At 67.2% G+C, this 17631-nt stretch carries 18 protein-coding genes; 11 read left to right on the top strand and 7 right to left on the bottom strand.

Features of this window, described 5'->3' with window-relative positions:
- Positions 1-67 precede the first annotated feature (67 nt).
- Complete coding sequence (locus E5679_RS13460) at positions 68-874, bottom strand: DUF1206 domain-containing protein (protein WP_249336127.1); 807 nt, start codon at positions 872-874, stop codon at positions 68-70.
- Positions 875-1076: 202 nt separating this feature from the next.
- Between E5679_RS13460 and E5679_RS13455 the strand changes: the two genes are divergently transcribed.
- The 3 genes from E5679_RS13455 to E5679_RS13445 all read left to right on the top strand — a co-directional run bounded on the left by E5679_RS13455 (position 1077) and on the right by E5679_RS13445 (position 4011).
- Positions 1077-2363: an adenylosuccinate synthase gene (locus tag E5679_RS13455; RefSeq protein WP_138416665.1), complete on the top strand. Its 1287-nt coding sequence runs from the start codon at positions 1077-1079 to the stop codon at positions 2361-2363.
- Between the two features lie 182 nt (positions 2364-2545).
- Positions 2546-3127: an RNA polymerase sigma factor gene (locus E5679_RS13450; protein WP_138416663.1), complete on the top strand. Its 582-nt coding sequence runs from the start codon at positions 2546-2548 to the stop codon at positions 3125-3127.
- Entirely contained in the window at positions 3124-4011 is an 888-nt protein-coding gene (locus E5679_RS13445) for a hypothetical protein (protein ID WP_138416662.1), read from the top strand. Before E5679_RS13450 ends, E5679_RS13445 begins: the two co-directional genes overlap by 4 nt.
- Here the strand turns inward: E5679_RS13445 and E5679_RS13440 are convergent.
- Positions 4008-4757, bottom strand: a complete 750-nt coding sequence (locus tag E5679_RS13440) for a FadR/GntR family transcriptional regulator (RefSeq protein WP_138416660.1) — start codon at positions 4755-4757, stop codon at positions 4008-4010. The genes E5679_RS13445 and E5679_RS13440 overlap by 4 nt on opposite strands.
- 222 nt (positions 4758-4979) lie before the next feature.
- On the opposite strand from E5679_RS13440, the gene E5679_RS13435 reads away from it, so the two are divergent.
- From E5679_RS13435 to E5679_RS13415, 5 genes are all read left to right on the top strand, one after another.
- The gene (locus tag E5679_RS13435) at positions 4980-6368 is read left to right on the top strand and encodes an MFS transporter (RefSeq protein ID WP_171042380.1); all 1389 of its coding nucleotides are present in this window, start codon (positions 4980-4982) and stop codon (positions 6366-6368) included.
- A 104-nt stretch (positions 6369-6472) separates the two neighbouring features.
- Positions 6473-6910 carry a CoA-binding protein gene (locus E5679_RS13430; RefSeq protein WP_138416656.1) on the top strand — a complete coding sequence of 146 codons (438 nt, stop codon included), beginning with the start codon at positions 6473-6475 and terminating at the stop codon, positions 6908-6910.
- Positions 6911-6982: 72 nt separating this feature from the next.
- Complete coding sequence (locus tag E5679_RS13425; RefSeq protein WP_249336126.1) at positions 6983-7813, top strand: polysaccharide deacetylase family protein; 831 nt, start codon at positions 6983-6985, stop codon at positions 7811-7813.
- Between the two features lie 106 nt (positions 7814-7919).
- Complete coding sequence (locus E5679_RS13420; protein ID WP_138416654.1) at positions 7920-8318, top strand: MmcQ/YjbR family DNA-binding protein; 399 nt, start codon at positions 7920-7922, stop codon at positions 8316-8318.
- Positions 8315-8938, top strand: a complete 624-nt coding sequence (locus tag E5679_RS13415; RefSeq protein WP_138416652.1) for a tetratricopeptide repeat protein — start codon at positions 8315-8317, stop codon at positions 8936-8938. Before E5679_RS13420 ends, E5679_RS13415 begins: the two co-directional genes overlap by 4 nt.
- Before the next feature lie 81 nt (positions 8939-9019).
- On the opposite strand, the gene E5679_RS13410 is transcribed toward E5679_RS13415, so the two are convergent.
- Positions 9020-10420, bottom strand: coding sequence for an NAD-dependent succinate-semialdehyde dehydrogenase (locus E5679_RS13410; protein WP_249336125.1), 1401 nt, complete (start codon positions 10418-10420; stop codon positions 9020-9022).
- 41 nt (positions 10421-10461) lie between these two features.
- The gene (locus tag E5679_RS21295; protein WP_249336124.1) at positions 10462-11391 is read right to left on the bottom strand and encodes a hypothetical protein; all 930 of its coding nucleotides are present in this window, start codon (positions 11389-11391) and stop codon (positions 10462-10464) included.
- A 25-nt stretch (positions 11392-11416) separates the two neighbouring features.
- Between E5679_RS21295 and E5679_RS20885 the strand changes: the two genes are divergently transcribed.
- Both E5679_RS20885 and E5679_RS13405 read left to right on the top strand, forming a co-directional pair.
- Positions 11417-11590: a hypothetical protein gene (locus E5679_RS20885; RefSeq protein ID WP_171042379.1), complete on the top strand. Its 174-nt coding sequence runs from the start codon at positions 11417-11419 to the stop codon at positions 11588-11590.
- Positions 11550-12974, top strand: coding sequence for an outer membrane protein assembly factor BamB family protein (locus E5679_RS13405; RefSeq protein WP_138416649.1), 1425 nt, complete (start codon positions 11550-11552; stop codon positions 12972-12974). The genes E5679_RS20885 and E5679_RS13405 overlap by 41 nt, the downstream gene beginning before the upstream one ends.
- A gap of 70 nt (positions 12975-13044) precedes the next feature.
- On the opposite strand, the gene E5679_RS13400 is transcribed toward E5679_RS13405, so the two are convergent.
- The 3 genes from E5679_RS13400 to sfnG are packed head-to-tail and all read right to left on the bottom strand — an operon-like array spanning position 13045 to position 16120.
- Positions 13045-13545: a CoA-binding protein gene (locus tag E5679_RS13400; RefSeq protein ID WP_138416647.1), complete on the bottom strand. Its 501-nt coding sequence runs from the start codon at positions 13543-13545 to the stop codon at positions 13045-13047.
- Positions 13542-14936 carry an O-acetylhomoserine aminocarboxypropyltransferase/cysteine synthase family protein gene (locus tag E5679_RS13395; protein ID WP_138416645.1) on the bottom strand — a complete coding sequence of 465 codons (1395 nt, stop codon included), beginning with the start codon at positions 14934-14936 and terminating at the stop codon, positions 13542-13544. Before E5679_RS13395 ends, E5679_RS13400 begins: the two co-directional genes overlap by 4 nt.
- Positions 14936-16120, bottom strand: coding sequence for a dimethylsulfone monooxygenase SfnG (sfnG, locus tag E5679_RS13390; RefSeq protein ID WP_212746951.1), 1185 nt, complete (start codon positions 16118-16120; stop codon positions 14936-14938). Before sfnG ends, E5679_RS13395 begins: the two co-directional genes overlap by 1 nt.
- A gap of 275 nt (positions 16121-16395) precedes the next feature.
- Here sfnG and E5679_RS13385 point away from each other — a divergent pair, with 275 nt between their 5' ends.
- The gene (locus tag E5679_RS13385) at positions 16396-17616 is read left to right on the top strand and encodes an acyl-CoA dehydrogenase family protein (RefSeq protein ID WP_138416643.1); all 1221 of its coding nucleotides are present in this window, start codon (positions 16396-16398) and stop codon (positions 17614-17616) included.
- Positions 17617-17631 lie beyond the last annotated feature (15 nt).

The raw sequence follows: 17631 nt of genomic DNA, 5'->3' as shown, positions 1-17631 counted from the left end.
CGCCTGAAAAGGGGGAGTTTCAGTACCCGAAACGCCTGAAAAGGGGGAGTTTCAGTACCTGAAACGGCTAGAAGTTGGCGTATCTTGCCCTGGCCGCCGAGTAGACGCCGTAGCAGGCGAGCCCCACGGCGACTGCGCCCAGGATCCAGCCGCCGTAGGGCTGCCCGGCGAGACTCTTGAGAGCGCCGTCGAGCCCGCTTTGCTGGCCTGGGTCGTGCCGGAAGGTCGCCACCAACACCAGAATGCCGACGACGGCGAGCGCCACGCCCTTCGCCACGAAGCCCACGCAGCCGACCACCTTGACCCACGACGGAACGTGCGGCGTGGGCTGGGCGTCCTTGCCGAGGAACGAGCGCGTCACGCCCCGGAAGCCGAAGTACCCGCCGGCTCCGAGGAGGATGAGGCCCGCAACGACGAGGACGACAACGCCGAACGGCGCGCCGAGCAGCGTCGCCGTGATCTCCTTCGACTTCTCGCTCGAATTCTTCCGGTTCCCCAGCGCGAAGCTGACGAAGAGCGCGGCCAGAGCGAGATAGGCGATGCCGGTTCCGAGCGGCCCGAGTCCCTTGACCGGCGAGCCGTGCCGCTGCCACTCGGCGACCCATTCGAGGACCATCCACACAGTGAGGGCTGCGCAGCAAACGGCCCCGCCCCACAGGATCACGGGGCCGCCCGGCGCGGAGGCGATCTGCTCGACGGCACCCGTCTGATCCGCCTGGCTGTTCTGGCCGAGGGCAATCTGGGCGGCAAGCCACGCAATGAGCACGTGGAGGAGCCCGACGAAGACGAACCCGGCCCTCGCCACGCCCTTTGCGAGAGGTGAACGCGTGACCTTCTCGGCCTCGCGCTCCGCATTCCGAGCATCGTTCTCCACCGTGGCCTCCCGGGGGTGCGTGTTTCCGGGTATGTTTCCCCGTCTTCGGCAGACCATGCACGCTTCGGTAGACTTGGGTGGCAAGAGCCCCGGCACTCTTGCCGCGCAGCGTTATCCGTGGCGAGCTGCGCGAGAGAGGCGGGGCTTTACGCATGCAGGCTGTCGGCCACACGGGCCACAGGCGGTACCCGGGGAGGAATCCATGCCAGCAATCGTGATCGTCGGAGCCCAGTGGGGCGATGAGGGCAAGGGCAAGGCGACGGATCTTCTCGGCGGTCGCGTGGACTATGTCGTGAAGCCGAACGGCGGCAACAACGCGGGGCACACCGTCGTCGTCGGCGGCCAGAAGTACGAGCTCAAGCTCCTGCCAGCGGGCATCCTCAGCCCCAACGCGATCCCGATCATCGGCAACGGCTGCGTGGTGAACCTCGAGGCGCTCTTCGAGGAGATCGACGGGCTCGAGGCGCGCGGCGGCGACACCTCCCGTCTGCGCATCTCGGCGAACGCCCACCTCGTTGCGCCTTTCCATCAGACGCTGGACAAGGTCACGGAACGCTTCCTCGGCAAGCGTGCCATCGGGACCACGGGGCGTGGCATCGGCCCCGCGTACATGGACAAGGTGGCCCGTCTGGGGATTCGCGTCCAGGACGTCTTCGACGAGTCGATCCTGCGCCAGAAGGTCGAGGGCTCGCTCCGCCAGAAGAACGAGCTGCTCGTGAAGGTCTACAACCGCCGCGCCGTCGGCGTCGACGAGACGGTGGATTACTTCCTCGGGTTCGCGGATCGCCTGCGCCCCCTCATGATCGACTCGACGTACGAGCTCAACAAGGCGCTCGACGACGGCAAGGTCGTTCTCATGGAGGGCGGCCAGGCGACGTTCCTCGACGTTGACCACGGCACCTACCCGTTTGTGACGTCGTCGAATCCGACGGCGGGCGGCGCCTCGGTGGGCTCGGGCATCGGCCCGACCCGCATCTCCCGCGCGATCGGCATCATCAAGGCGTACACGACCCGCGTGGGTGCCGGCCCGTTCCCGACCGAGCTGTTCGACGAGATGGGCGCCTACCTGCAGAAGACCGGCGGTGAGTTCGGCGTGAACACGGGGCGCCCGCGCCGCTGCGGCTGGTACGACTCCGTGCTCGCGCGCCACGCCTCCCGCGTCAACGGCTTCACGGACTACTTCCTCACGAAGCTCGACGTGCTCACCGGCATCGAGCGGATCCCGGTCTGCGTGGCGTACGACGTCGACGGCGTGCGCCACGACGAGATGCCCATGACGCAGACGGAGTTCCACCACGCCAAGCCGATCTTCGAGTACTTCGACGGCTGGACCGAGGACATCTCGGGGGCGAAGTCGCTCGACGATCTCCCCGCCAACGCGCGCGACTACGTCCTCGCCCTCGAGAAGCTCTCCGGCACCCGCTTCTCGGCGATCGGCGTCGGTCCCGACCGCGACCAGACGGTCGTGGTGCGCGACCTCATCGACTGACGAGGCGCCGGAAACCGGAAGAAGTCGGGACGAAAGGCCCTCAAAAAAAGTTCTGCCACCGCGTAACCTCCGCGGCGCTTCGAGCGATAACCTAGTTGAAGCCGGGTTGGAATCTGTCCCCCATCATGTTCCAGCCCGGCTTCTCTGTGTCCGGGGACCTCTCCCTTTAGACTGGGACGGCCATGGCGAGTACTCAACGGAGCGGCCGCACCGGGCCCGATGCGCTCACAGACGACGACCTTGTGGCGGGCGCCCATGAGGAGCCCGAGCTCTTCGCGCGCATTTACGCCGCGCTCGCCCCGGCGGTCGTCGGCTACTTCACGGGGAGGGGTGTCGAGGACCCCGAAGCGCTGATGCAGGACGTGTTCCTCAGTGTTCTTCCGCGGGTGGGAAGCATCGCCGGAGGTGTCGCGGGGCTGCGGACATTCGTGTTCTCCGTGGCGCACGCGCGAGTCGTCGACCATTACCGAAGAGTCGAGCGCCGGCCCCAGAGCGTGGACTACGACCCGCTCCTAGACGAGAGGGCCGCGCCGTCCGCGGAGGCGGAGGCGCTCATGCGCACGGGGCAGACGGACGCCCAGCTGCTGATCGGCGCCCTGAAGCCGGAGCAGCGTGACGTCCTCATGCTCCGGATTGTGGGGGAGTTGAGCGTCGACGACGTCGCCAACGTGCTCGGCAAGACGCCGGGCGCCGTCAAACAGCTTCAGCGGCGGGGGCTCAAAGCCCTCCGCGAGATGGTTTCGGAAGGGGTGAGCGCACTGTGAGCAGCGAACGTGGACATGAGGCTCCGCACGAGGTGGTGGCGGAGATCCTCGCCGACGCAGGGTTGGCGTACGACGACGATCTGGGCCTTGCGCTCGAATCCCTCCGCGCGCTGCGCCCGGCCGCGGCGCCGAAACCGAGCGGTGCACTGGCCGAGCTCCTCGCACTCGGCACGTCGGGGAATGGCGCAGGGACCGCCTCCAGCCGGGCCTCGCGCCGTGCGGCAGACGTGGCCCTGGAGAAGCTCGCGCCGCGGGAGCCCGCCGTCGTCCGTTTCGCGCCCCGCAAACGGCACAGGGGTGCCATCATCAGCGCTGCCGTTGTTGCCGGCGTCGGCCTCGGCGCGTCCGGCGTGGCCGCACTCGGCGGGGTGGACTATTCGGCAGATGGCCCTCAGGCCGTGGGGCCCGTCGTCACGGCGCCGCTTGCGAACGGGCCGGACATCCGACCTCAAGTGCCCGTCTCGACCCCGCAGGAAGCCCCAGTCCCGGCGCCATCGGTCGGCATTCAGTCCGCGCAGACGCCCGCTCCTGCAGGAGCTACGGCCGTGGGTGAAGCTGTGGCCAGCGGCCCCCGCCATCGTGCGACACCTGCAGACGAGGTCGTCGCGGAGGCTGCCGTGGCCGTCGAGCGGGTGACTCCCGCCGCGCCGGCGGTTCCTGCTGGGCGCCATGTTGCCGCCGCTGTGCCCGCTCCTGATGTTGTCGCCGTCCAGAACGCGGCGGCCAGGGCGATTGCGGCTCAGGTGTCGGCTGCAGTCTCCAGAGCGGCCGGTGCCGCTCAGGCGGCGGGTGCGGCCAAGACGGTTGCGGTTCAGGCGGCAGGTGCAGCACGTGCCGCAGTCCACGCTCAGGCGGCTCGCAGCGCTCGCCACGTCTGGCGCTAGGAGCGTTCCTCCGGCGGCCGCGAGAGCTCCCGCATCTCCGCGATCGCCCGATCCATGATCGCCTCCATCGCAGCGTGGGCGTCATCGGGACGCGAGTGCTGGATGGCCACGGCCACATCCATGTGCCGCTGGAGCGCCTCGAGGTGCGGACGCTCGGGCATGAGCCCATAGTGAGTCCGGCCAGCCAGGCCCTCAGCGATGAGCGGGTGGAGGGCCGAGAACATCTCGTTGCCGGACGCCACGAGGATCAGCCGATGGAACTCGATGTCGAGCTCGAGGAATCTCTCGCTGGCCGTCTCGTTTCCGGCGACCCATAGCTCGCCCGCAAGGGCGAGGATCTCAGCCGCCTGCTCTTGGGGCGCACGCGTCGCGGCCAGCTTGGCGGCCTCGGGTTCCACTGCGATGCGGAGCTCGGTCAGCGACTGGATCTGAGCAAGCCGGCCCGAGGTTTCGAGCCGCCAGCGGACGACTTCCGGGTCGTACACATTCCATTCCGAGCTCGGGAGGACTTGAACACCGACTCGGCGCCGCATGGTGACAAGACCCATCGACGCGAGCACCCGAACGGCCTCGCGCACCACTGAACGGGAAACGGCGCAGCGTTCTTCGAGCTCCTCGATCTGGAGCACGCTGCCCGCAGCGAGGCTCCCGTCGGCGATGGCCGACCCCAAGTCCTCGAGCACCTTCGCATGGAGACTGCCCGAAGGCGGGCCCTGAGCGGACGAATGGTGGGGGCCTGAGGGCATTGGAACTCCTGGGAACTGCCTCGATCACATCCTCAACATCATAGCTGTTGCGGTTGTCACACATTTAGGTATGATCTAAGCCGCATCTGTGGGGACATAAGCAGATGTAATCCACCATCAAGGAGTGACTATGGCGTCAACCCAACCCGCCTCGCCGGCTGGTGCAGCGCGCGCCAGTCTCCTGCGAGAAAGGCAATGATGGACCAGGCCACCCTGAGAAGGTTGTCCGATAAGGCAACCGAGGTCCTCCTCAACAAGAACGGCACGGCATCCAGCGTCCGCGGCGGCTGGATGATGATTGCCACGATCCTCATCGAGGCGTGGGATCTGTATGCGATCTCCTTCGTCCTCGTCTTCATCAAGGCCGAGTACCACCCGAACGACTTCGAACTCGGCCTCCTCACCGCTGGCGTGCAGGGCGGTGCGCTCATCGGTGCCGTCATCGGCGGATTGATTGCCGACCGGCTGGGGCGCAAGCGCGTCTTCATCCTCACGATGGTGCTGTTCATCGTGCTCGCGATTGCTCAGGGCTTCTCCCACAGCGTGTGGGATCTGATCATCATGCGTATCCTGATCGGCATCCCGCTCGGGTCCGACATTTCCAACGGATACGCCTACATCATGGAGTCGATGTCGAAGGGCGCCCGCGAAAAGATGGGCAGCCGTTGGCAGGCGATGTTCGGCCTCGGCGAGGTCTTCTCGATCGTTGTCATCACGATCATGTACATCACGAACATGGACCACGGTGTCCTGTGGCGAGTCGCCCTCGCCATTGGTGCGGTTCCCGCGTTCATCCTTCTCCTGGCCCGCCTCGACCTGCCGGAGACGCCGCTCTCGCTCATTCAGCGCGGCAAGTTCGTGAAGGCCAAGGAAGTCTCCCTCAAGCTGTTCCAGGATCCGCTCGAGATGCTCCCCAACCAGGACTACGAGCTCGAGAAGCCCAAGGTCGGCGACTTCCTCAAGGTCATCTGGGCTGACAAGACCAAGCGTCGGGCCACGATCTTCGCCTGGATCTCCAACGCCTGCCAGGGTGCTGAGTTCACGGCGTTCGGGTTCTACCTGCCGGTCATCCTCGTGACCGCCGGAGTGGGCGTGGCCTCGAACTCGAACATCACGGGCACGAACCTCGTGACCGCGCTGATCTATGTTCTCGCCACCGTTTCCGGCTTCCTTGCTCCGACCATGATTGCCAAGACCGGTCACCGCGGCGTGGCGATGTGGGGCTACGGCCTCGCATTCGCGGGCCTCGTGGTCGGCGCGTTCGCGCTCGGCGCGAACATCCAGTGGCTCATCGTCCTGGGCGCGGCAGTGCTCATGTGGGGCCACTACTGGGATGCCTCGAACGGCATGACCATCGCATCGATGGTCGCGCCCGCGCGCTTCCGGGCCACGGCGTCGGGCTTCGGCTACGTGTTCGTGAAGGCTGCCTCGTTCTTCGGCGCCTTCGTGTTCCCGCTCATGACCACCGGCTGGGGCAAGGTCGGCGCGACACTCGCCGTCGCCGTCCTCTCCCTCATCGGATTCCTCGCAGCCAAGTTCATCCTCCCCGAGGTCTACGGCTACGTGGAGCGCGAGGCGACGGCCAGCGAGCTCGAGGCAGAGCGCGCCTAACCCCGCCCGAAGTGCACGGCGGCGTGGCCCCCACGAGGGTCGCGCCGCCGTCGTTCGTTCAGATTCTGGCTTTATTTCCAGCATCTCCGGGTAGTGTTTCGGGTATGGGACACGTCAACGATCCCGAGGTCATCGAACGGCTCATGTATGAGCCGGGGCGATGGGCGGTGGTGGGCCTGAGCCAGAACCACTGGCGTTCCGCCTATTCGGTGTCCGAGTTCCTGCGTGACGATCTGGGACATCAGATCATCCCCGTGAACCTCCGCGGAGAGGACGTCCACGGTGAGAAGGGCTACGCGAAGCTCGCCGACATCCCTGCCGAGCTGCAGCCAATCGACGTCGTGGACTGCTTTGTGAATTCGCAACGGGTCGGTGACGTCATCGACCAGGCGATTGCCGTCGGGGCCAAGGCAGTCTGGCTCCAGCTCGGAGTCAATGACGAAGCCGCGGTGGAGCGTGCGAAAGCAGCCGGGCTTGACGTTGTTGTCAACGCCTGCCCCGCCCAGGAAGCGTGGCGACACGCCCGACGTCGTCACGTTTGACTTGTTTCCCCGTAGTTCATGCGCTGTGCGTAATCTCGGATTGATCCGTTCGCTCCTCCTCCTAGGGAAGCCATGCCCGCCGCCCCCTTTTCTGCGCCGCTGTCACGTCGCAAGGCACTGACGTTCCTGGGCACCGCCGCCCTCGGCGGGACGCTTGCCTCGTGCGCGAGCGCGCCTGCGCCCCAGTCCGCCCCCTCGAGCGCTCCGAGTCCGGATGATCCCAACGTCCTCCTGACGGTCCATGATCCCGATGCGACGACCGATCCGGTGCCGGCCGCCCCCCAGTTCGCGTCGGACTTCAAGCTCCCGCCGATCCAGAACGGCTTGGTTCCCGTGATCACCCGGGTGGCCACGAAGCAGCCCGTCGTATTCCTCACCATCGACGACGGCGTGACAAAGCGACCGGAGGCCGTCGCGCTCATCAAGAAATACGGCTATCCGATCACGATGTTCCTCGCCAAGAACTTCGTCCAGGACAATCCCGACTTCTTCCGGGACTTCATGCGGGATGGGGACTTCGTCGAGAACCACACGGTCAGCCACGACACGGGCATGTCCACGAAGCCGTACTCCTATCAGCTGGCTGAGATCCAGGGGATGCAGGAGTACGCGAAGGCCACCTTCGGCAGGCTCCCGACGCTGTTCCGCCCGCCCGGCGGCGCCTACTCGAACACCATGCGGAAGGCCTGCGCCGACGCTGGTATCCGCGCGCTCATCGACTGGGAGACCAAGTCGAACGCCGGGAAGATGGACTACCAGTACGGCAATGGGCTCCGCCCGGGCGACATCGTCCTCATGCATTTCCGGCCCGAATTCGCGGACGACCTCGCGGCGTTCCGCGCGGCCCAGCTGTCCGCAGGGCTGACGGTGGTGAACCTCGAGCGGTTCATCGGGGCGGAGTAGGTCCCTCTTCCCCTGGTATCGACTGCTCCATAACTGTCGTTTTCGCGGCTCAAAACGTCACTTGTGGAGCAGTCGATGCGCCGGCTTCGAGGCTAGGCTGAGGCTCATGGATGCCGATGCTGTGAGAGAGCTCTGCCTGTCCTTCCCCGGTGCCTACGAGGACTATCCCTTCGGCCCCGAGACAGCCGTGTTCAAGGTGCGCCCGCCCGCATCGGCGGGGTACGCCGTCGAGCCCAAGGTGTTCGCGCTCATGCGCCCGGAACAGCGGCCACTGTCCATCTCGCTCAAATGCGACCCAGTGCTCGCCGTCCAGCTTCGTGCTGCGCACCCAGAGATCACCGGCGCATGGCATCTCAACAAGAAGCACTGGAACGGGGTGCGGCTGGACGGGGACCTGAGCGACGAAGCGATCCGGGACATGGTCGAGGACTCCTACGACCTCGTGGTCGCGTCGCTCCCCAAGGGGCAGCGCGAGGCGCTCGGCTGGTCGGGGCTGGTCCGATGACGCTGGATCAGTCCGCGTTGGACCACCTGTGGGACTTCCAGGATCCGGCCGCGTCTGAGAAGGCCTTCCGCCGCGCACTGGAGGATCCAAGGTACGACGGCGTCGAGCGGGCTGAGCTGGCCACGCAGCTTGGGCGGGCCATCGGCTTGCAGGGCCGCTTCGAGGAGGCCGACGCGCTTCTCGACAGCATCAGCAGCGAGCAGGACCCCACGATTGCCGTGCGGGTCCTCCTTGAACGAGGCCGGGTGCTGAACTCCGCCGGGCATGCTGCTATGGCCGTTCCCCTCTTCGAGCAGGCGGCCGAGCTCGGAGAGCACCTCGGCGAGGAGTTCCTCACTGCCGATGCGTTGCACATGCTGGCCATCGCCGACGAGGCACATGCCGAGTCGTGGGCGCGCGCCGGGATCGAGTACGCTTCTGGCGCCCACAGCCCTCGAGCGCAGCGCTGGTGCGTCTCGCTCCACGGGAATCTCGGCTGGCATCTTCTTGACGCGGGCGAGGCGCATCGCGCGCTCGTCGAGTTCCAGCTGGCGGAGCAGTGGGCGGAGCGCGTCGGGACGCCCGATCAGGCTGAGTGGGCCCGCGAGGGTGTTGCCGCGTGCCGGACGGCGGGCGCCTGACATCCCTCATCGACTGCTCCAGAACTGTCGTTCTGAGCGCTCAAAACGACAGTTTCGGAGCAGTCGATTGGGGTGGGGGCATCAGCTGGCGACGTAGAAGAGGCGCTTGTTGACGAATTCGTCCATGCCGAGGGGGCCGAGTTCGCGGCCGAAGCCGGAGCGCTTGACGCCGCCGAAGGGGATCTCTGCGCCCTCGCCGGCGGGGGTGTTGACGTTGGCCATGCCGACCTCGAGACGCTGGGCGAGGCGGGCAGCGCGGTCGGTGTCGGTGGAGAAGACGGAGCCGCCGAGGCCGTAGGGGGTGTCGTTGGCCAGACGGAGGGCTTCCTCCTCGTCGGAGACCTTGTAGACGACCGCGACGGGCCCGAAGAGCTCCTCGCGGTACGCGCGCATCTCGGGGGTGACGCCGGTGAGCACGGCGGGGGAGAAGTAGGCGGTGCCGTCGTCGGCGAGGTCGCCGCCGGCGTGGAGGGTTGCGCCCTTGGCGACGGCGTCGCGCACCTGTTCTGCGATCGTCTCCGCAGCGCCGCGGGAGGACAGCGGGGCGTACGTGCCGTCGTCGTCCTTGCTGGGGTCGCCGGGGGTGAGGTTCTGGGCGCGCGCGGTGAGCTGGGCGACGAAGTCCTCGAAGATGCCCTCGGTGACGATCATGCGCTTGTTGGAGTTGCAGGCCTGGCCGGTGTTCTCCATACGCGTGTCCCAGGCGGTGTCGGCGATGGCCTTGGGGTCTTCGGCGTCCAGGACCACGAAGGGGTCGGAGCCGCCGAGTTCGAGCACGGCCTTCTTGAGGTTCTTCCCGGCGAGCTCGCCGATGATGGCCCCGGCGCGCTCGGAGCCGGTGAGCGAGACGCCTTGGATGCGGGGGTCGGCGATGATCGCAGCGATCTGGGCGTGGCTGGCGAAGAGGTTCACGTAGGCGCCCTCGGGCGCGCCGGCGTCGGCCAGGAGCTGCTCGATCGCCAGAGCGGATCGGGGGCAGTTCTCGGCATGCTTGAGGATGATGGTGTTGCCGAGCATGAGATTCGGCGCCGCGAATCGAGCCACCTGATAGTACGGGTAGTTCCAGGGCATGATGCCCAGGAGCGGGCCGATGGGGAGCTTCTGCACGACCGCCCGGCCGCCCGAGAACGTCTTGATCTCCTGGTCAGCCGCCAGCGTCGGGCCCTCCGTGGCGAAGTAGCGGAAGATGTCCGAGGCGAACTCGGCCTCGGCCTTCGCTTGGGAGAGGGGCTTGCCCATCTCGGTGGTGATGATCCGGGCGAGTTCCTCGGCCCGCTCCGTGAACAGCTCGGCGGCGCGGAGGACGACCTTGCCGCGGTCCTCGATCGGAACGTCCTTCCAGCTCTGGTACGCGTTCGTGGCGGAGGAGAGTGCGTTCTCGACATCGGCGTCGGTGGCGGTCGGGAACGTCTCGACGACTTCTCCAGTGGCGGGGTTGAGGACTCGGTAGCCGGGTTCGGCGGAGGTTGTGGTGGTAGTCACAGACCAAGCATGGCATGCAACTTCTGTCACCTGCCAGTGCCTCAGCTCAACCCGTGCATCCCTCGAACCCGCACGCCGAACAGGATGAGCCCGCGTTCGTCCTCGATTGTCTGCCCCTGAGCCTGAGCCTCGCGCGAGAGCCTGAAGGCCTCTGGCACGGCGTCCGGCGGGATCTTCGCGGCGAAGTCCGCCCCGTGCCTGGACGCGAGGTGGTAGAGACCCTGCTTGACCTCGCTCGGAGTTGACGCGTCGATTCTGAACCGCTCGATCCATTGGCTGATCGCTTCCGCCGGGATCGCCCGGCCTCGGTCCGCCTGCAGGGCGGCAAGCATCTCGGCCAGCGTGCCGTCGTCGTCCTCTGCTTCGAGGAAGCGCGTGATGCCGATCTGCAGAAGGTCCTGCAGCGCGATCCTGCGCTCTTTGATCGCCGCCCAGACCTCCTTGTCCGAGCGAAGCTTGGCCAGCAGATCCTCGCGCAGCTTGCCCTCGAAGCCCTCGGGGTCCTCGTAGAACGTCTCGGGGGAGTGCTCGAACCGGTCGAGCACGTCGCGTGGCAGGGCGGACCACCGCAGGGCTGCCTCGGCCACCTCCGCATTGTCCTCGATGAGGTCGTCCAGCTCGGCCTCTTCGAGGAACGCGACGGCCTCGTCGGCATCGATTATTCCGGCGTCGAGAAGCGCGACGGCGGTCTCCGGAGTCGCAACCGACAACACCTCGCAGAACGCGTACGGCGTCGTGGCGAATTCGAACTCGACTTTGCGCCCGCTCGTCGTCGAGCGCCTGGCGAGGGCATCGAGCAGGGCATTGCTGTGCCCGAGGTCGCGGGCGTGCGTGGTCACCAGGCGGTGGTGCACGTCGTACGACGGAACGTCTGGGAATCGGTTCTGGGCTGGAGAGGGACCCACTCCTTCGAGGGTAGTCCAGCCGTGGCCAGAAGTTTTGGCGCCTGTCAGGAAGGGCAGGTGGATCATGAAGGTATCGACGGAAGGATGGACCATGACTGAGGAACCGCGCGAGGAAGGGACCCCCGCAGAGGGCCAGGAGCGGCTGGACGGACTCCAGCGGGACACCGGCGTCGCCTCGGACAAGGGCAACGAGAAGGCCGAGGACCTCGAGGACAAGGCCTACGGTGGCGACGACGACACCCCGGACGTTCCCCTGCCCGGGTAGGGGAGGCCGGGCGCTTGCGCTCGCGGCGGCCATGCTCGCCGTCGTCCTCTCCGCCTGCTCAGGGCAGACGACGACGGCGGCACCCACCGCTTCTGCGGTCAGCCCCCTGACCGCGTCCCCCGGGGTGCGTACTCCTCAGCCGCTCGACGACGGCGACTGGCCCACCTACCACCGGGACTCAGCCCGCACCGGTGCGGCGCCGTCGTCGCCAGCTTTGGGCACGCTCCGCGACGCGTGGTCCGCTCAATTGGACGGCGCCGTGTACGCCGAGCCTCTCGTGGTGCACGGCCGGGTCATCGCCGCGACCGAGGCGAACACGGTCTATGCCCTTGACGCCTCCGACGGGCACGTCGTGTGGAAGCGGAACGTCGGACCGCCCATGCCGCTCTCTGCCCTTCCGTGCGGGAACATCGACGCGCTGGGCATCACGGGCACGCCCGTCTACGATCCGGCGACCGGACTGGTCTTCGCCGTGGCGGAGCTCTCTGGGGGCAGTCACGTGCTGGTGGGGCTCGACGCCGCGGACGGTTCGCTCGTGGTGCAGCGCGAGGTTGAGCCGCCGCGGGGCGACCGCCTCGCGTACCAGCAGCGGGCGGCGCTCGCGCTCCTCGACAACCGCGTCTACATCGCCTACGGCGGGCTGTACGGAGACTGTTCCGACTACACCGGCACCGTGCTCTCGGTGCCGACGACCGGCGACGGCACGATCGATTCCTACGTGGTGCCGACCGCTCGCGAGGGCGGGATCTGGGCGCCGGGCGGGCCGGCGGTGGACGGCTCGCGGCTGCTCGTGGGGGTCGGCAACGGCGAGTCGACCACCAGCTACGACGGCTCGGACTCCGTCCTCTCGCTCGACGCCTCGCTCAAGCGAACGGACTTCTTCGCGCCTTCCGGGTGGGCCCAGGAGAACGCGAGCGACACTGATCTGGGATCGATGACTCCGGTTCGCGTGGGCTCTTACGTCTTCATGGACGGAAAGGGAGGCACCGGCTACCTTCTCGCCGCCGATCACCTTGGGGGCATCGGTGGCGAGGCAGCGAAGGCGCAGGTCTGCCGGGCGTTCGGTGCGCCTGCCGTCACGGGCATGACCGTCTACGTCCCCTGCATCGGCGCGCTGCGGCAGGTGAACGTCACCTCGCCTGCCGGAATCCAGCTTGGCTGGCGGTTCCCCTTGGGCGCGGCGGGCTCGCCCGTCACCGGCGGCGGGGCGGTGTGGGTGGTCGACTACGAGACCGGGAATCTCTTCGCACTTGATCCGGGAGACGGTCATGTTCGGCAGCAGACCCAGCTCGGGCCCGTTCCGCACTTCGTGACCCCGACGATCTCCGGAAGTCATGTCTTCGTGGGGACCCTTAAGGGCGTCACAGCCTTCGCATGGGGTTAAGACCTTGCGCCGTCAGCTTTGCGGGGTGTGCACCCTGCAAAGCTGACGGCGCAACAGGAGAGACGGCGAGCTAGGCGAGGACCTGCCGCTTGCTCGAGATGACACCCGTGTTGAAGCCCGCCAGGTGCAGGCCTCCGTGGAAGCGGGCGTGTTCGATCTTGACGCAGCGGTCCATGACGACGTTCATCCCGGCGGCCTCGGCGTCCGCCGCAACCCCTTCGTGCCAGGAGCCGAGCTGCAGCCAGATCGTCTTCGCGCCGATGGCCTTGGCCTCCTCGAGGACGCCGGGGAGGTCGTCGTGCTTGCGGAACACCTCGACGAGGTCCGGGGTCTCGGGAAGATCCGCGAGCGAGGGGTAGACCGGCTGGCCGAGGATCGTCTTCACGACCGGATTCACGAAGTACACCCGGTACTTCGTCGACGAGAGCAGGTACGTCGCGACGAAGTAGCTCGCGCGGCTCGGCTTGTCCGAGGCCCCGACGATCGCAATGACCTTGGTCTCCCGCAGGATCCGGAGGCGCTCCGGAGCCGAGGGGCCTACCCAGGCGCGTTGGCTGAGAGCGGTGGTCACTTTGCGCCTCCCTTCGAAGCTCCGGCGACGCTTCGGTCTTGGACACTAGGCACAGCGCAGGCCTCGCCGTCGTAGGTCGGGGCGGCGAACTCCGCCTCCAAGTCGTCCAGCTGCGAAGCCTCCAAGGCCTGGTCCAGGTCCCAGAGGATGTCCTCGACGTCCTCAAGCCCGACCGACAGTCGGATGAGGTCCTCCGGGACGCCGGCAGCGACGAGCTGATCCGCGGAGAGCTGCTGGTGAGTGGTCGACGCCGGGTGCAGGACGAGCGTGCGCGCGTCGCCGATGTTGGCCAGATGGCTTGCGATCTGGAGCGCCTCGATGAAGCGCGCACCCGCCTCGCGGCCGCCCTTCACGCCGAAGCTGAATACCGACCCGACGCCGAGCGGGAGGAGCTCCTTCGCGCGCTCGTGCTGCGGGTGCGAAGGCAACCCGGCGTAGTTCACATAGGTGACACGCGGGTCCGCGGCGAGCCATTCCGCGACGCGTTGCGCGTTGGCGAGGTGGGCGTCCATGCGCTGCGGGAGCGTCTCGACGCCCTGCAGGAGCTGGAACGCCGACTGAGCCGGGAGCGAGGGCCCGATGTCGCGCAGCTGCTCCGAACGGAGCTTCGTCAGGAAGCCGTACTCGCCGAAGTTGCCCCACCACGAGACATTGCCGTAGCTCGGCACGGGCTCGGTCATCGAGGGGAACTTGCCGTTGCCCCAGTTGAACGTCCCGCTTTCGACGACGACGCCGCCCAAGGTGGTGCCGTGCCCGCCGATGAACTTGGTCGCCGAGTGGATCACGATGTCGGCACCGTGCTCGATGGGCCGCAGGAGGTACGGCGGGGTGAGCGTCGAGTCGACGACGAGCGGGACTCCGTGCTCATGTGCGACGGCGGCCAGCCCGGGAAGGTCGGCGATGTCGCCGGAGGGGTTGGCGACGACCTCGGTGTAGATCGCCTTCGTGTTCTCCCGGAGCGCTGCCTTGAAGTCAGCTGCCTCGGTGCTGTCCACGAACGTCGTCTCGACGCCGAAGCGGCGCAGCGTCACGTCGAGCTGCGTGATGGTGCCGCCGTACAGCTTCGAGGACGCGACGATGTGGTCGCCCGCTTGGGCGAGCGCGGCGAACGTGATGAACTCGGCGGCCATGCCCGACGACGTCGCGACCGCGCCGATGCCGCCCTCGAGTGAGGCGATGCGCTCCTCGAAAGCTGCGACGGTCGGGTTGCCGATGCGGGAGTAGATGTTGCCGTACTTCTGGAGCGCGAAGAGGTTGGCGGCGTCGTCGGTGTCCTTGAAGACGAACGACGTCGACTGGTAGATCGGGACGGCGCGGGCTCCGTGCTCGGCGTCCGGCGTGCCGCCGGCGTGCAGAGCGCGGGTCCGGAAGCCGAATTGACGCTCGGCCATCAGGCGCTCGCCCCCGCTTCGGCGAGATCGGTGACCGGCAGCAGCTCGGTGTTGAGCTCCGTGCCGTTCTTGCGGGCCAGGTCCGCCTCGAGCTCGCGCACGATCGGGAGCACGTCGCGGCCGAACGCCGCAAGCTCCTCCTGGAAGTGCAGGTAGCCCGTGAGGAACAGGTTCACGCCGATCTTCTTGTACTCTACGATCCGCTCGGCGATCTGCTCCGGCGTGCCGATGAGCTTCGTGCGGAACCCGTCGTTGTACTGGACGAGGTCCTCGAACGTCGAGTCCTCCCACATGCCCTTGCCGTCCTTCGTGGACTGGCCGGCCTCCTTCACGGCGGCGGCGAAGCCCTCGACGGCGGGACGGTGGGCCTTCTCGATGATCTCGCGCAGGGTATCGTGCGCTTCCTTCTCGGTGTCGCGGGCGATGACGAAGCCGTTCAAGCCGAACCGTGGCGCTTGGGGAGCCTTCCGGCCCTCCTTCGCGGCAGCCAGCACGCCCGCAATGTTGGCCTTGAATCCTTCGATGTCGCGACCGTTCGAGAAGTACCAGTCGGCGGTGCGGCCTGCGGCGGCCTGAGCGGCGGTGGAGTTGCCGCCGAAGAAGATCTCGGGGTGCGGTCGGCCCTCGACGCTCACGGGCGCAGGGTTCAGCGTGAAGTCCTTGATGTTGTAGTACTTGCCGGACTGCGAGTAGCCCTGCTCGGTCCACAGGCCGCGGAGCACATTGATGAACTCCTCGGTGCGGACGTAGCGCTCGTCGTGCTCGAGCCACTCGAGGCCGAAGTTCACGAACTCGTCCTTGAGCCAGCCCGAGACGATGTTGACGGCCGCACGGCCGTTCGAAATGTGGTCCGCCGTGATGACGAACTTCGCGAGGACGCCCGGGTGCCACATGCCCGGGTGCACGGCGGCGATGACCTTGAGCCGCTCGGTCGCGCCGAGGAGGGCGAGCGAGAACGAGGTGGCCTCGTGCTGCTTGTCCGCGCCGTAGCTCGCAGCGTAGCGGGTCTGCGAGAGGGCATACTCGAAGCCCGAGTTCTCTGCGATGCGTGCGAGCTTCTTGTTGTACTCGAACTCCCAGTTGGTGCGCTGCTCGATCGTGGAGACGACGAGGCCTCCCGAGACGTTGGGCACCCAGTAGGCGAACTTGAGGGGGGTCTCGAAATCGATGACGTGATCGGACACGGTTGCGCTCCTTAACTCGGGCGCGACGCGAGCGGGGGACACTCACCATCGCTTCTGGCAGTAGCACCTTTGACGTCGCCGGCTTTGGTCGGCGGACGAGCCAGGGTTGCTGCGGCGTCACAGATCCAGATCTCTCAGCCGCTCGGGATGGGTCATTGCGATTGTGCTGAATCACACCGTAACGATGCAAATTATTTCGTCACACTCCGATCGGGCAACCCCTGCCGAATATAGTTCGACGGCGCGCCCGGGGGTGGCGGGCAGGAGGAGGGAACATGACAGGCTCGTCTCGGCACGAACAGGCCTACATCCAGCTCGCGGAGCGCTTTCGGCCGGTGTTCGCGCGGATTGCAGAGGGCGCTGTGGAGCGCGAGCGGAACCGGACCCTGCCCTTCGAGCAGGTCGGTTGGCTCAAAGACGCTGGGTTCGGGCGGCTTCGCGTCCCGGTGGAGTACGGGGGCTTCGGGGCTTCCGTGGAAGACCTCGCGCGGCTGCTGATCGAGCTCGCAGCCGCGGACTCGTCGGTGGCCCACCTGCTGCGCTCGCACTTCGCGTTCGTTGAGACCGTGTCCCTTCAACCCGAGGCATTCCGCACCCGCTGGTTCAGCCGCATCGTAGAGGGGGCGATCTTCGGCAATGCCGCCACCGAACGCGGCGGCAACGCGCTCGGCACGGTCCAGACGCGCCTGGTCCCAGCGGCGGGCGAGGGCTACCTCCTGACCGGCGAGAAGTACTACACGACCGGAACGATCTTTGCCGATTACGTGGCGGTCATGGCCTCGATCGAGGGAGAGTCCGGCCGCCTCTACGCGATCGCGCCCACAGATCATCCCGGCGTCGAGATCCAGGACGACTGGGACGGTTTCGGTCAGCAGATGACCGGCACGGGTACCGCCGTCTTTCGCGATGTGCCGGTCCCGGGCGAGGACACCGTTCCCCGCACCGAATCAACCACGCACGAGCCGGCGTTCCTGCAGCTCATGCTCCTGACCGTCCTCGCAGGTATCGGCAAGGCGGTCGTGGCCGACGCCTCCCAGCTCGTCGCCAACCGCACGAGGACGTTCAGCACCGGCTCGGGCCAGCTCTACCGCGAAGATCCACTCATCCTCCAGCTTGTGGGACAGCTTGCGGCGAAATCCTTCGCTGCCGAGTCCGCCGTCGTCGCGGCCGCGCGCGAGCTTGACGCCGCCATTGCCTTGGGCGAGCAGGCGACCCCGGAGGAACGCTATGCGCGCGGCGCCGTCGCCGTCGACCTCGCCCAGGTCGCGGTTCCGCAGCTCGTGATTGACGCAGCCCAGCAGCTCTTCGACACCGCGGGCGCGTCCGCAGTAGCTCGCGGGAAGGCGCTCGACCGGCACTGGCGCAACGCCCGAACGGTGGCCACGCACAACCCGGTGGTCTTCAAGGCCCGGGGGCTTGGCGACTGGTTCGTGAACGGAATCTCCCCCGTCGCACTGCACAGCATCGGTGAGGCGAAGGCCGCCGCGGTGAGCTGAGGCGCGTCCTCCACC

This window comes from Sinomonas gamaensis (assembly GCF_005876955.1).
In the GTDB taxonomy this organism is placed as follows: Bacteria; Actinomycetota; Actinomycetes; order Actinomycetales; family Micrococcaceae; genus Sinomonas; species Sinomonas gamaensis.
Note: the sequence above shows the minus strand (reverse complement) of the source record. Positions and strands in the feature narration are given on the sequence as shown.

Excerpts from the sequence above, each read along its gene's own strand:
- E5679_RS13455 (WP_138416665.1), top strand. The coding sequence starts at position 1,077 with ATGCCAGCAATCGTGATCGTCGGAGCCCAGTGGGGCGATGAGGGCAAG.
- E5679_RS13450 (WP_138416663.1), top strand. The coding sequence starts at position 2,546 with ATGGCGAGTACTCAACGGAGCGGCCGCACCGGGCCCGATGCGCTCACA.
- E5679_RS13440 (WP_138416660.1), bottom strand. The coding sequence starts at position 4,757 with ATGCCCTCAGGCCCCCACCATTCGTCCGCTCAGGGCCCGCCTTCGGGC.
- E5679_RS13430 (WP_138416656.1), top strand. The coding sequence starts at position 6,473 with ATGGGACACGTCAACGATCCCGAGGTCATCGAACGGCTCATGTATGAG.
- E5679_RS13425 (WP_249336126.1), top strand. The coding sequence starts at position 6,983 with ATGCCCGCCGCCCCCTTTTCTGCGCCGCTGTCACGTCGCAAGGCACTG.
- E5679_RS13420 (WP_138416654.1), top strand. The coding sequence starts at position 7,920 with ATGGATGCCGATGCTGTGAGAGAGCTCTGCCTGTCCTTCCCCGGTGCC.
- E5679_RS13415 (WP_138416652.1), top strand. The coding sequence starts at position 8,315 with ATGACGCTGGATCAGTCCGCGTTGGACCACCTGTGGGACTTCCAGGAT.
- E5679_RS21295 (WP_249336124.1), bottom strand. The coding sequence starts at position 11,391 with ATGATCCACCTGCCCTTCCTGACAGGCGCCAAAACTTCTGGCCACGGC.
- E5679_RS20885 (WP_171042379.1), top strand. The coding sequence starts at position 11,417 with ATGACTGAGGAACCGCGCGAGGAAGGGACCCCCGCAGAGGGCCAGGAG.
- E5679_RS13395 (WP_138416645.1), bottom strand. The coding sequence starts at position 14,936 with ATGGCCGAGCGTCAATTCGGCTTCCGGACCCGCGCTCTGCACGCCGGC.
- E5679_RS13385 (WP_138416643.1), top strand. The coding sequence starts at position 16,396 with ATGACAGGCTCGTCTCGGCACGAACAGGCCTACATCCAGCTCGCGGAG.